The sequence below is a fragment of the Synechococcus sp. HJ21-Hayes genome, from assembly GCF_024345835.1.
In the GTDB taxonomy this organism is placed as follows: domain Bacteria; phylum Cyanobacteriota; class Cyanobacteriia; order PCC-6307; family Cyanobiaceae; genus Vulcanococcus.
Genome location: NZ_JAGQBW010000012.1, coordinates 24991 through 37962 on the forward strand (window position 1 = coordinate 24991; position 12972 = coordinate 37962).

Here is a 12972-nt window from a genome sequence, read left to right on the forward strand (position 1 = left end):
CAGTTTCGCTTTAGAGCTCACCGCCCAGCCCGAAGCCGTTTTCAGCGCAGTGATTGCCCGAGCTGGTGGTGGTGGTGGTCGAGTGGGCGGCGGTTCCCGAGGTGGTGGCTCCCGAGGTGGTAGCCCTGCTCGCGGTCAAACGGGCTTCAGCAGTGCGGGTGGCGGCCTCAACCGTGGCTCCAGCCGGCCCACTGGAGGCTGGACTAACAAGGTTGGCACCGATCGGGCTCGCCCCTCCATTGATCGACCTGCGGCCAATCGCTCGTTGGCCGGTACTGGAAGTCGTGATCTCAAGCTCGATGGTAACCGTGGGTTGAACCGCGAAGGCACCCGTGAGCTCACCCGTGACGGCAGTCGCAATATCAGCCGGGATGTTAATCGTGACATTAACCGCGATGTTAATCGAACTATTGATCGCAACTGGGGCCGCAATATAGACATTGTCAATGTAGACCTCTACCCTGGCTGGGCTCGTCCTGGTTGGGGGGTCGCCCGCCCTTGGAGCTACGGCTGGTACGGGGGATGGTCCACCCCAGCTTGGGGTTGGTGGGGTGCCCGGGCTGCTGCTTGGGGTGTTGGTGCCCTCGCTACCGCTGCTGTGATCAACAATGCCGTTGATGCTGCTGTTAGCGATTACATGAGTTACATCGTTGTTCCCAACACCGACTACCAATTGCTTTACGGCACTGTTCAGCCCACGAGTGGTTCCAGTATCACTTTCGATGTCACGGCCAATGGCAGCACCTATCGGCTAACTGCCGATTGCAATGCTGGTTATCTCAATGGTCGAGAGCCCAGCAGTGCGTCCCAGGCGGAGTTGCTCAATGCAGCCTGCCAAGTCGCTTACGGATCAGTCTAATCCGACCTTACTAATCCCCTGGCTCGCCAATGCATGGCGAGCCTCTTTTCTCTTTCCATCTCCTGCCTGCACTAGTCTGATTTAACCGGCTGAGTCTGTACACCTGTTCCCTGTTTTATTGCCCGCTTTCCCTGTGATTCGATGAGTTGTCTTTGTTCGCTCTCTTGAGCGTCACTTCGACCAGCCACATGATGCAGCCGATCATCCTTTGATTCTCTGTTTCCCGGATGGGGGGGATCCTTGATTAGTCTTTTGTCTCGTCGAGCTCCACCCAGGTTGCTTCGATCCTCATAATCATTTCACACCTCGTACCTTCACACTCACAGTGCCGACGCTTCAGTTCAAGCACTTTGCTCTCCTTGCCCTATTGGCTCCACTCTTCCCCTGCAACGCAGCCTTGGCGCTTGAGGTAGAACCGGTCCCCCCTGATTCTTCTGTGTTGGAGGTTTCAGACATTCGTTCGGTAGATGCCCCTGAGCCCACTCCAGATGACTGGGCCTTCACCGTGGAGGCCTATGGCTACTTGCCATGGGTGGATGCCACCACTACTGTTTCGGGCTTCGAAACCACAACTTACTTGCCACCTGGAGACCTTCTCAACATCCTCCAGTCTGTTTTTATGGCAAGAGCCAGCGCTGAGAAAGGTCGTTGGGGTGTTCTGGCTGATGTGGCGTACACCCAGCTTGGCGCTGAGCAGTCTCGAACAACTCGGCGTGGTTTGTTCACGGGAAGTGCTCAGGTCACCTCAATCAACGGCCTTTACGATCTGGCTATTCGCTACCGTTTTGGTGCCCGTGAGTCGGCCATTGGCAAAGCTGGCCACTATTGGATTATTCCCTATATGGGTCTTCGGGTTGTTGAAGCGCAGCTTGGTGTCAATGCTGAGATCATCGGTAACGGCCCACTCGGCCTCAGCTTTGAGAGCCAAGGCAGCCTCAATCATACGTGGAGTCAGCTCTTGATTGGCACCCAGGCTTCTCTGTTCCTGACCCCTACACTGCGTGCCTTTGTTAGGGCTGACATCGGTGGCTTCGGGATGGCGGGATCTCGGGATCTTTCTGGCAACGCCCAGGTTGGCTTTGGTTATGCGCTTGGCAACAGCACTGATTTGAATGTGTCCTGGCGGTATACCGGCATCGCTTATGACAATGGGGCGTCTCGCTCTACCGGCTACACCAGTGATCAGGATGGTGTTGAGGTTGGCCTGAAGTTCTACTTCTAAGTTCTGCCCTAGCCGGTCTTCCTTAGCCCTTCGCGCAATAGGCTGGAGGGCTTGATCCGATATGTGCCTTGAAAATCGCGGCTGAACTGTGAGAGGTGTTGGTAGCCATAGGCCATCGCTACTGACGACACGGTGTCTGTTGGTTCTGGATCCAGTAGCCGCCTGCGGGCTGCTTCCAGCCGTTGGGTCCGTACCCAGTGGGTGGGGCCGCAGTTGAAGCGATCCTTGAACACGTTCCGCAGACTGCGCTGTGAATAGCCACTGCGCTCCTCCAGATCGCTCAGATGTATGGGGCGATCGAGGTTGCCCCGAATCCAATCCAGCAGTTCATCGATGATCGATGCTTTGGTTCTTTGTTGATCAGTGGCCCGTGTGCGGCATTTGTGGATCATGTCACCGCAGATGACCAGGGCCAGACTGCGGTAGATCAGTTGTTCGAGACCAATCATGGCTAGTAGGTTGTTTTGCTCTAGCCCTGGGAGCTCCACCACCTCCAGGATCTGGTGCAGGGCATGCACCAAGTCGCGCTCGGCATCTTGGCGCGGCTGAATGATTCTGATGTACCCTAGTCGCTGCTTGCAACGGCTTGCACTGAGCCGGAACGAGGACAGTTCTGTGGTAATTCGGCCCAGGCGTTGCTGGTCGATTCGGATCACTATTCCGCGGAACGATCCGATTCGCTTGCGATGGGCTCCCGCAGGCAGGTAGAGCAGGTCATGCGGGGCCCGAAGGATCTGTTCCACATTGCCTTGATGCACGGTGAGGTGGGTGTCCACCGGCAGCAGCACGCTGGGATTCGGATCCGTTTCTCGGTTGCGGCCGTGGTAGCCCCTCGAGATCTGAATGTCGTTGATCTTCCAGGCCTGGTTGCTATCAGCACCACCTATCCCTAACCTGCTTGATTGATAGGAGAGGCTTGTCATCGGGCCTCCACTCGTACAACGCAACGGAATCCCATGTGGCATGTGGAGGTGTCGATGCCCTGAGCCATTCGTGCGGCTGGTCGGTAGCGGCGGCAATAGCTCGGTGCACATAGAAACGACCCACCTTTCACCACCTTTCGCGGCATGCTTCCGTGCTGGGAGTTTGGCGCGATGCTGGCCTCACGGGCTGTCTCGGCGCCATCGTAGCAACCAGCACCGCTAGAGGGTTCTGCGTGGTTGTTGTTGTACCAATCGCTCGTCCATTCCCACACATTGCCGATCATGTCCACTAGGCCATAGCCGTTGGCGGGAAACACCCCGATCGGTGAGGTCCGTTCGTATCCGTCTTGGAGGGTGTTGTGATGTGGAAACTCTCCTTGAAAGGTGTTGGCCATCATTCGACCGCAGGGATGCAGCTCTTCCCCCCAGGCGTATTCGGTGTTGTTGAGGCCGCCCCGCGCTGCCCGTTCCCATTCATGCTCGTAGGGCAGTTGCTTGCCCAGCCACTGGGCATAGGCCTCAGCGTCCTCAAAAGCCACATGCACCACGGGATGGTGCTCACGGTTTTTGATCGAGCTGCCGGGTCCCTCGGGATGCCGCCAGTTGGCCCCTGCGATGTACTGCCACCAGCTGTAGGGATCTGCCTGGTTGTTCACGGCTACGGGGGGCACAAACACGATTGAGGCCGGAGCCAGTTGCTCCTGCAATGCTCCGGGATAGACGGCCGGATCTGCACCACGTTCAGCCACAGGGCTGATTCAAAGTCTGGTCATGGCTTTAACTCTGGTTGCCGTCGCGCCATCGCCAGCAATGCCGTGATGTCATGCATCACCGCCTGTAGGCCCTCTCGGATTGAGCCGAATCCGGCCAAGCGCAACAGGTTCATGGCTGCGGTGCGCAGCGTGGCCATGACACCGGCGCCGTTCCCGCCGTAGCGGTGTGCGTCTTCCCGGAGCTGAGTGTCCCGGATCCAGTGCCAGCTCTCCAGGCTCCAGCGCTCTCGCACCAAACGCAGCAATGCTTCTGGGGTGGTGCGCAGGCTCGTGATGAATCGGTGGGTGGCCTTGAACGGCTTGCTGTCGCGGGTTCCGGTCGCGATGACTTCCGCGATCCAGCTGTCGCCATGCCAGTTGACCTCGATGTGCTCTGGCGCTTCTTTCGCCCTCAGAGTCCAAGTGATGTCACGCCCATGGCTGACCTCGTGATCCGTTGCCATGAAAGGGATCTTGCGCCTTCCAACAAACTGATCGGTGATTTGCCGGTAGAGGCTCCGCTGGTTTGCTTTCACGGTCAGTAGGAAGTCGGACCCCTGCTCCTTGAGTTGTCGAAAAACGCTTGCTGCGTATGGAGCGCATCCGCCTGGATGAGAACGCCCTCGAGATTCAGCTCCCCAAGCAACTTTTGGAGCACCGCACGCTCGTGGTTGTCACCTGTGGCGTAGCAGGCCTGAGCGATCGCTACTCCCAAGGCTGCGGAGTACAGCGTCACCTGGGCGATGAACGCAGAACCGCCGCCGCTGGTTGACTCAATGGAGCCCCGGAGGGTCTTGCCATCACAGATCAGCTGATCAAGTTCGCTTGCTCCACCTGGGATCTGAGCGATCGTCCAATCCCGGATGGCGGTGCAGACGGCGGCGACGTCCACCTGCAGGAAGAAGTAGCGGAAGGCTGAATCTGAGGGGGGGCGTTTGAGCTCAAGGCCAAGGGCCTCAGTCAGCACAGCGTGATGGCGCCGGGCAAAACGCTCCAAGTCGCGCAAGCTCTCGCACTTGCTCAGGATGCCGAGCACAGCTACCAGCAGAAGGTACCAAGCCGGGATACGGACACCCCGCCGCATCCGAGCATCCGGGATCGCCTTGAGGTAGCTGATCAGATCGAGATCGGTTACGGCAGAAACGCTTTGGAGCACTGAAAGGAATCAATCCCACCGACCTCAGCCCATGCTCGCAACCCAGGCAAGGCAGCCTGTGACACACTTTGAATCAGCCCTGCGTTCAGCCAGTGTTCGATGGCCGGTGGCCTTCACGAATTTGAGGAACTGGGCATTGGTCACGGGAGCCCTATCCATCCAGAAGCCCTGCACCTCGGCCTGATGCGCCGGAGCTTCTTCGGGGTAGTGCTGATCGGATCCCATCACAAACGCACCCCCAGGGATCCAGCACATGTCCCGGGCCGGCGGGCGGCCGGGAGCACGCTCGCTTCTGCCGGATGGGGTGATGGATGAAGCGGCAGCCATGGGCCAATGGATGAAAGGCCCGGTGTTCCCCGGGCCCGTTGCATGGGATGGACTCGTTCGGTGTGTTTCAGGCGCCGCCGCTGGTGGCCTGTTCCAGTTTCTCCATAACCCGCTCCAGCGAGAAGCTGGCGGCCTTCTGCCGTGGCGGGAACTCCGCAAAGGTCTTGAGGAAGTCCCCCACGAAGGTCTGTGCCGGCACAAGCATGAACACGTGATCAAACATCCAGTCCCAGTAGGTGTTGGAAGTCACGTCGGCGCGCTCATAGGGATCGGTGAGCAGGTTGAAGATCTTGGGCACGCGCAGTTCCACAAAGGGCTCGGCCCAGATCTGACAGGTGCCCTGCTCCCGCTGTTCCTTGAACACGAACTTCCAGTTGTCGTAGCGCAGGCCCACCAGATCACCGTCGTCGGAGAAGTAGAAGAACTCCCGGCGCGGGCTCTTGTCGGTCTGGCCGGTCCAGTAATCGAGCATGTTGTACCCATCCAGATGGATGTGGAAGGTCTTGTCCCCGACCTGATAGCCCGATTTGAGCTTTTCCTTGATGTCCGGCTCACCCGCGGCGGCAAGCAGGGTGGGCAGCCAGTCGAGGTGGCTGCAGATGCCCGTGAGATGGCCGCCGGCTGGGATCTTGCCGGGCCAGCGCACGAGGGCAGGCACGCGGAAAGCACCCTCCCAGTTGGTGTTCTTCTCGCTGCGGAAGGGGGTCATGCCGGCATCGGGCCAGCTGTTCATGTGGGGCCCGTTGTCGGTGCCGTACATCACGATCGTGTCGTCGGTGACGCCTAGCTCATCCAGCAGGTTGAGCATCTCACCGATACACTCGTCGTGATAGATCATCACGTCGTGGTATTCCGACTGCCAGCGCCCGCTCCGGCCGATGTCCTGGGGCCGGGCGTAGGTGCGGAAGTGCATGTGGGTGGTGTTGAACCACACGAAAAAGGGTTCACCGGAGGCCACTGCATCGTTGATGAAGCGCTTGGCCTCCACAAGAAACTCATCATCGGCCGTTTCCATCCGCTTGCGGGTGAGTGGGCCGGTGGTCTCGATCCGCTGGGTGCCATCGCCATTGGCCCAGCAGTGCAGCACACCGCGGGGAGCGAAACGCTTGCGGAAGTTGGGGAACTCGGGGTCATCCTCCTTGGGATAGTCGCGCAGCTCGGGCTCCTCCTCGGCGTTGAGGTGGTAGAGGTTGCCGAAGAACTCGTCGAACCCGTGCACCGTTGGTAGGTGTTCGTCGCGGTCGCCGAAGTGGTTCTTGCCGAACTGGCCCGTGCGGTAGCCCTGGGGCTTGAGCAGCTCGGCAATGGTGGGATCTTCGGCCTTGAAGCCCTGCTCTGCGCCGGGCAGCCCCACCTTGGAAAGGCCGGTGCGGTAGACGCTCTGGCCGGTGATGAAGGCGGCACGGCCGGCGGTGCAGCTCTGCTCGGCGTAGTAGTGGATGAACGTCGCGCCTTCTTTGGCCACCCGGTCGATGTTGGGGGTCTGATATCCCATCAGCCCATGGCTGTAGCAGCTCAGATTGCTCTGGCCGATGTCATCGCCCCAGAGGATCAGGATGTTCGGTTTTCCGTTCGGCATTGGGAGAGACCACCGAGAAAGGGGGTTGACGGAGCTCTGTGGCACTTCCGCAACCCTTGCTATCGGATTGTGGGCAGGCTGGGAGGATGGAGCCGCTCAAAAAGTGCATTCCTACCGTTTTTGCTGCTTTCCTTCCCCTGTGTGGAGCAACTTGCTCAAGGGGCGGGCTCCCTGGGTTTGGACTATTCCTTGACCCAGCTTGTCGGTGGTCCCCTTCAGGCCGACCTCACTCCCGTTGTGCTCGGCCCCTTGCAGCTGGTGCGCCTCCGATACAACCGGACCCTCCACGTCGCTGGCGCCAAGCCACCCGGTCATCAGGTGTTCGCTCTGAACCTGGCCCCTATGGCCATATCCTCCGCGATTCGCAGCCACGGCCAACTGTTATCCACCGCTTCGGTCTTTGGCACCCGTCCCGCGGGTGAGGCCCATCTCGTTTTGCCGGACAGCTCTGAGCTGGGCCTGCTCTCCATGAAGCGCGAGCTGTTTCAGCAGTGGGCGCTGGACCTGGGGTTCGGGCACCTTGATGAGCAGGTTCCTGCCACCAACTGGTTGTCCCTAGACCCCCAGTTGTTTGAGGGCCTGCGCCGCTTCTTGCTCCACCTCTTCCGTGTGGCGACACACCAGCCCGACTTGTTGCAGGTGCCCACTTGGCAGAGCTTGGCCTTGAAGGACGTTGTTCCCCTGCTGATGAGTGGGTTGAGTCAATCTCTGGGACAGGGTGTGCGGCCAGCAGCGCGCACCCCGGCCCGGATCGACATGGTGAAGCGGGTGCAGCGCTGGATGGCAGACCATCCCACCGAGCCCATCACCCTCGACGACCTCTGTCGGCAGATCTATGCCAGCCGCCGCAGTGTGATTCAGGGATTCCGTGAGCATCTGGGCATGGGCCCGATGGCCTATCTCAAGCTGCAGCGCCTGCATGCCGTACGCCGCCAGTTGCTGGAGGCCGCACCCGATCAGGTGAGCGTCACCGGGGTGGCGGGCAACTTCGGCTTCTCTAATGCGGGTCATTTCGCCCGTGATTACCGTCAGCTGTTCGGTGAGCTCCCCAGCATCACCCTGTTGTCGCGCCCCCTGAGGAAGGGAATTGACACCACTACGGTGATCAGCAGGTAGGCCAAGATTCCGACCTTCACGCCACTCAGGTGGCTGCCGTGGGTACTGGCCAGCAGCAGGGCCAGCCCCGGATTGCGCATCGAGGTCACCAGGGAGGAGGTGGTGCGCTCTTGACTGGTGTTGCCGGCTAGGGCGTAGCCGATGGCCAGGGCGGCCACCACCATCACCACCATCAGGGCCAAGGCCGCCAGGTTCCTGACCAGGAAGGGCAGCAGGATGGGCCCAGCCTTGATCAGCACCACCACGATCAAGAGCAGCAGCAGGATGTTGGCCAGCTTGTCGAGCGGGCTTTCGAGGCGATTCGCCAGCGATGGCGCAACTTGGCGCAGCAACACGCCAATCGCCAGGGGCAACACCTGCACCCTTGCCACCTGAAGGGCTACATCCCCGGGCTCGATGTTCCAGCCCTCGATCCCGAAGATGGTGCGGAAGCCGGCTGCCATCAGCGGCACCGACACGATGGCCCCCAGGGCGGCACCCACCTGCAGCAGTCCCGCGAGCTGGCGGTCGCCCCCACATTTCCCCGCTTTGCGCAGGGTGAGCGGAGCGCTCGGACAGAGGGCCATCAGGGCCACGGCGTAGCGCGCTTGTTCCGTGAGGGCATAGCTCCAGGGTGTTTGCAGCAGCAGCAGCGCCACCAGGGGCACCAGCAGACAGGAGCCGATCAACACCCGGATCAACAGCCCTGGCCGGCCTGTCCACTGCTGCAGCGCTTCCGGTCGCAGGCTGATGCCCAGGGCCAGCATGATCGTGAACAGGGTGGTGCTCACCAGCAAGGCAGGTGTTGCCGTCATCGCCCCATGCCTCCAAGAACGAGAAGAAGCAGAGCCGCCAGGCCGATCAGGGTGATCATCACGGCCGTCGTTGAAGCGATGGATGGCTCCTCCTGATCGGTGACGTCATCCCGCAGCAGGCGTTGGAGATTGCGGCTGTGTTGTCGGGTGGCTGCCGCCATGGCCACCACGCCGGTGACGATGAAGGCGAGGGCCACCAGTTGCACACTCCAACCTGGGTTGCCGATCTGGCCTGGATTGCGGCTGTTGATGGCCGCCACGATCTTGTCGAGCCCGAAGCCGAAGCTGATCAGCGAGAGGCAGGTGCGGATCCAGGCCATCAAGGTGCGCTCGGCCCCATCCCGGTTGCGCTGGCGGGCGAGGTTGTCGGTGAGGTTCATGGCTGTGCTCCGTTGTGTTGCTGGTCTGGTTCAAACCGCATCTCCCCTTCCAGTTCCCTGGCCAGGACTACGTTGAAGATGGTGCGGATCACAGCCACAACCACCATCGCCAGTACCGCAGCGGGCCACCGCAAGGTAAGGACCCCTTGTCAATGGCGTCAGCGTGATTCGGTGGAACTGCACGGATTCGGCACCTCCAGCGCTGTTGGCCCGCTGTGTCGCGCTGGGGCGCGGATGGATTGAGGGCTCGTTGGGCGGGCGATAGGGTCGTGCCAGGCAGGCTTCCCCATGACAATCGCCGCAGCGCAACTGGACATTCAGACCGCGGAGGGTGGCCCGATCGGCGTGATGATCTGCGGCCATGGCAGCCGGAATCGCCAGGCCGTGGCCGAATTCGCCCAGCTGGCGGAGGGCCTGCGGCTGTTGCTGCCCCACGTGCCGGTGGAGTATGGCTATCTGGAGTTCGCTCGGCCGATCCTGCGCGACGGGCTCGACAAGCTGCGGGCGCAGGGGGTGAAACGGGTGCTGGCGGTGCCCGGGATGCTGTTCGCGGCGGGCCATGCCAAGAACGACATCCCCTCCGTTCTCAATACCTATGCGGCTGAGACCGGCCTGCGCATTGATTACGGCCGCGAGCTCGGCGTGGATCTGCAGATGATCCAGGCCGCTGGTGCCCGCATCCAAGAAGCGCTGGACACCGCGGCGGCCAGAGGTGCCGTTCCCCTCAGCGACACCCTGCTGGTGGTGGTGGGGAGGGGCTCCTCCGATCCGGATGCCAACTCCAACGTGTCGAAGGTGACGCGCATGTTGGTGGAGGGCTTCGGTTTTGGCTGGGGCGAAACCGTGTACTCCGGGGTCACTTTCCCTCTGGTGGAACCGGGCCTGCGCCATGTGGTGCGGCTGGGCTTCAAGCGGATTGTGGTGTTCCCCTATTTCCTCTTCTCAGGGGTGCTGGTGAGTCGCATCCGCCAGCACACGGCCCTGGTGGCAGCCGACCATCCCGAGGTGGACTTCGTGGATGCCTCTTATCTCGGTGATCACCCGCTTGTGATCGCCACCTTCCGGGAGCGGGTGGAGGAGGTGGTGCGTGGCGAGGCGCTGATGAATTGCTCCCTCTGCAAGTACCGCGCCCAGGTGTTGGGGTTTGAGACAGAAGTGGGGGCCCCTCAGCAGAGCCACCACCACCATGTGGAGGGCTTGATCGAGGGCTGCACCCTCTGTGAGCACGAGTGCACCGGTGCTTGTCAGCCCGATGGCATCTCGATTCCCCTGGGCCACCATCACAGCCACGATCACGATCACAGCCATGACCACAGTCATAGCCACGATCACGGCCATGCCCCTTATCCCCACGCGAACCATCCCCTTGGGCCGCGCACCCTTCACAAGCCGACGTTGAAATCCGAAGACAAGGGGTGACTTCGCTCGCCTCATCCGTCTCGATGTCAGCCGCGTCCCATGAGACCACCGGCTGATAGGGCCTGCTTATCGCGTCCTGCTTTCCCCAGTGGTGGGGCATGTCCCCCAGGTCTGTCTGCTGTTTTCCCCAGCCGATGGCTCGAAACGCTCCGTCTGTTGTGGGCTTGGGGATTGCGGCATGTCGTCCACAACGCACTTGACAGACCCCACGCTGCTGCTAGCCGGGCTCCGTCCCCCTCGGAGGATGCCGCCGAAAACCCCTGGGCCACCAGCAGTCTCAAGCATGAGCCGGATGGTTCCGGGTCCGGGCGACCCCTTTGACGCACAGGCCTTCGCCGTGGCTTTCTGGCTGCAGACCACGGGGCAGCACGCTTGGACGGAGACATGGCGAGGGAGAGCACCCAGCAGCAGGAGGCTGTCCCGGTTGTTGCCCCCGGGTGAGTCTGGAGGCCGAGGTGCCAGAAGCCCTGTTCGAGGGCATGCGGGCCTTCCTGGAGGGCCGCCCAGAATGGGACCAATACCGGGTGATCACCTCGGCCCTGGCCAGTTTCCTCTTCCAGAACGGTTGCACGGATCGTTGCGTGTCCCAGCACTATCTCAACGGTCTCTTCATGCATCCCGGTGAGTGAACACAAAAAAGCGGGAGTGCCGCGCTCCCGCCTGTGGTTTCTCCCTTGCCCGACCTGTTAGAGGTCGCCAGGTGAGTGTGCGAGAGCTGCCAGGATCGAACTGTGGTGGATGACACCAGATCCACGATTCAGCGTTCGCGATTCACAACAGACCGCCCTTGAACTTGCTGGCGGCGTGGTCGCAGGCCCGCCAGGTCACCGCCATTTCCGTGAGGGTGGGGCTTTGCCAGCCGGCACTGGGCCAGCAGCTGCCATCGGTCACCAGCAGGTTGGGGGTCCGCCAGAGTTGGTTCCAGGGGTTCAGCACACCGGCCTCCTCATGGGCGGCCATCGGCGCCCCACCCAGCTCATGGATGTAGTACCCGGGTGGCGGTGCATCAGGGGCCAGGGCCAGGCTGCCCTGCACTAGGGGCTCCACCAGGGGCATCACGAACAGGTCGGCCAGCGGGGCGATGCGGCCACCGCCGCTGGCCACCACGGCCTCCATGCGAGCCTGCATGTGGGCCACCATTCGGGCTTCGTTCTCCCCCCAGCGGCAGTCGATGTGGGCGATGGGCAGGCCCCAGGCATCCACTCTGTTGGGGTCGAGGCTGATGCGGTTGTGCCGCTCGGCCAGCACCTCCCCGTGGCCGATCAGGAAGCCCACCGCGGCTGAGCGGTCCCGCTTCAGGGCTTGAGGTGGGTCAAAGCGCTGGATGCCGCTCCAGAGGCCATAGCCCCGCAGGAAATCGCACGCGCTCGAGTCGCCGAGGTTCACCGTGTTGGGGATGAACACGCTGCCGGCGCCGGAGAGTTCGGTGTCGCCTGGTGCTGGCTGATCTGGCAGGGCAAAGAAACGACTGGTGGAGATGTGGTCCATCAGGTAGTGGCCCAGGTGGCCGCTCACGTCCTCCAGCTGCCCCTGTTGCTGGGAGTGCAGCAGGATCCGCACGCTCTCGATGGTGGAGGCGCAGAGCACCACCAGCTGGGCGGATTGTTCGTGCCATTGGCCCGTCGCTGCGTCGACGTAGGCCACCCCATTGGCTCGGCCGTTGCGCTGATCCACGCAGACATGGCTTACCACCGCTTGGCTCTGCACCCGCACCCGGCCCGTGGCCAGGGCGATGGCCAGGGCGCCTCCCTGGGAGCAGGAACGGGGCCAGGGGCCGTCGGAGGCGCGGCGCAGGGCGAAGCCGCGGGAATGGATCAGCGGCAGCCCCAGCTGGCGCTGCACGGCGGCCTGCAGGTGGGCTTCCGCCGGTGTGAACGGCAGGGGGGGCTTGTAGTGGCCATCGGGTAACTGGGCCAGGCCGTCGCAGTGGCCATGCACTTGCAGCAGGGCTTCCAGGCGCTGGTACCAGGGGGCCAGATCGCGATGCTGGATGGGCCAGCTACGGCCGTGGCCATCGCGCTCTGCCGCCTTGAACTCGTAATCCGACAGCCGCAGGGTGATGCCCCCCCACGTGAGGCTCTTGCCGCCCACCTGGCGCCCCCGGGTCCACAGAAAAGGCCGCTCAGCCGGGGTGGAATAGGGGTTGCGGCGCTCGTCAACAAAGAGCTCAGGGTTGGCTTTCCAGTAGCCGGGGTGATTGGCGGCCAGCCGCTGTTTGCCGCTGCTGAGATTGGCCAGCCGCCGCAGGGTGTTCTGCGGTTCGTTGCCGAAGGCCCGATCGGCCGTGAGTTCCGGACCCGCCTCCAGCACCAGCACCTCGAGGCCGGCCTGGGCCAGGGCCATCGCGGCCACTCCGCCCGTGGCGCCGGACCCCACCACGATGGCTTGCACCATTAGAAGAACGCCACCGGTGTGGCCAGGGGCGTGGCAGGGATTGGCACCATG

Annotated in this window: 13 protein-coding genes and 1 pseudogene; 6 read left to right on the forward strand and 8 right to left on the reverse strand. The window is 62.1% G+C overall.

All coding sequences use genetic code 11. The annotated features are described in order from the left end of the window. Positions 1–53: 53 nt before the first annotated feature. The 3 genes from KBZ14_RS10395 (at position 54) to KBZ14_RS10405 (ending at position 2081) form a co-directional block, all read left to right on the forward strand. On the forward strand, positions 54–317 hold the full coding sequence (locus KBZ14_RS10395; RefSeq protein ID WP_255118261.1) for a hypothetical protein: 264 nt from the start codon (positions 54–56) through the stop codon (positions 315–317). Next, positions 314–859, forward strand: a complete 546-nt coding sequence (locus KBZ14_RS10400; protein ID WP_255118262.1) for a hypothetical protein — start codon at positions 314–316, stop codon at positions 857–859. The genes KBZ14_RS10395 and KBZ14_RS10400 overlap by 4 nt, the downstream gene beginning before the upstream one ends. Positions 860–1184: 325 nt before the next feature. Then, positions 1185–2081: a hypothetical protein gene (locus KBZ14_RS10405; protein ID WP_255118263.1), complete on the forward strand. Its 897-nt coding sequence runs from the start codon at positions 1185–1187 to the stop codon at positions 2079–2081. A gap of 8 nt (positions 2082–2089) precedes the next feature. On the opposite strand, the gene KBZ14_RS10410 is transcribed toward KBZ14_RS10405, so the two are convergent. From KBZ14_RS10410 to KBZ14_RS10435, 5 genes and pseudogenes are all read right to left on the reverse strand, one after another. After that, positions 2090–3004, reverse strand: a complete 915-nt coding sequence (locus KBZ14_RS10410) for an AraC family transcriptional regulator (protein WP_255118264.1) — start codon at positions 3002–3004, stop codon at positions 2090–2092. Next, positions 3001–3753, reverse strand: coding sequence for a formylglycine-generating enzyme family protein (locus KBZ14_RS10415; protein ID WP_255118265.1), 753 nt, complete (start codon positions 3751–3753; stop codon positions 3001–3003). Before KBZ14_RS10415 ends, KBZ14_RS10410 begins: the two co-directional genes overlap by 4 nt. Before the next feature lie 20 nt (positions 3754–3773). Then, positions 3774–4912: pseudogene (locus KBZ14_RS15940) on the reverse strand (ISAs1 family transposase). Between the two features lie 24 nt (positions 4913–4936). Further along, positions 4937–5239: a formylglycine-generating enzyme family protein gene (locus KBZ14_RS10430; RefSeq protein ID WP_315856142.1), complete on the reverse strand. Its 303-nt coding sequence runs from the start codon at positions 5237–5239 to the stop codon at positions 4937–4939. A 67-nt stretch (positions 5240–5306) separates the two neighbouring features. Then, entirely contained in the window at positions 5307–6818 is a 1512-nt protein-coding gene (locus tag KBZ14_RS10435) for an arylsulfatase (protein ID WP_255118269.1), read from the reverse strand. Between the two features lie 342 nt (positions 6819–7160). Between KBZ14_RS10435 and KBZ14_RS10440 the strand changes: the two genes are divergently transcribed. Next, entirely contained in the window at positions 7161–7934 is a 774-nt protein-coding gene (locus KBZ14_RS10440; RefSeq protein ID WP_255118270.1) for a helix-turn-helix domain-containing protein, read from the forward strand. Here the strand turns inward: KBZ14_RS10440 and KBZ14_RS10445 are convergent. Continuing rightward, positions 7847–8728 carry a bile acid:sodium symporter family protein gene (locus KBZ14_RS10445; protein WP_255118271.1) on the reverse strand — a complete coding sequence of 294 codons (882 nt, stop codon included), beginning with the start codon at positions 8726–8728 and terminating at the stop codon, positions 7847–7849. The two genes, KBZ14_RS10440 and KBZ14_RS10445, sit on opposite strands and share 88 nt — an antisense overlap. Next, complete coding sequence (locus KBZ14_RS10450) at positions 8725–9108, reverse strand: YidH family protein (protein WP_255118272.1); 384 nt, start codon at positions 9106–9108, stop codon at positions 8725–8727. The genes KBZ14_RS10445 and KBZ14_RS10450 overlap by 4 nt, the downstream gene beginning before the upstream one ends. 288 nt (positions 9109–9396) lie before the next feature. Between KBZ14_RS10450 and KBZ14_RS10455 the strand changes: the two genes are divergently transcribed. Together KBZ14_RS10455 and KBZ14_RS10460 are read left to right on the forward strand one after the other, a co-directional pair. Next, positions 9397–10527 (forward strand): sirohydrochlorin chelatase, encoded by a 1131-nt coding sequence (locus KBZ14_RS10455; RefSeq protein WP_255118273.1) that lies wholly within the window; start codon positions 9397–9399, stop codon positions 10525–10527. Between the two features lie 437 nt (positions 10528–10964). Further along, complete coding sequence (locus KBZ14_RS10460) at positions 10965–11156, forward strand: DUF2811 domain-containing protein (RefSeq protein ID WP_255118274.1); 192 nt, start codon at positions 10965–10967, stop codon at positions 11154–11156. 142 nt (positions 11157–11298) lie between these two features. On the opposite strand, the gene KBZ14_RS10465 is transcribed toward KBZ14_RS10460, so the two are convergent. Continuing rightward, the gene (locus tag KBZ14_RS10465; protein ID WP_255118275.1) at positions 11299–12921 is read right to left on the reverse strand and encodes a GMC oxidoreductase; all 1623 of its coding nucleotides are present in this window, start codon (positions 12919–12921) and stop codon (positions 11299–11301) included. Between the last annotated feature and the right edge of the window lie 51 nt (positions 12922–12972).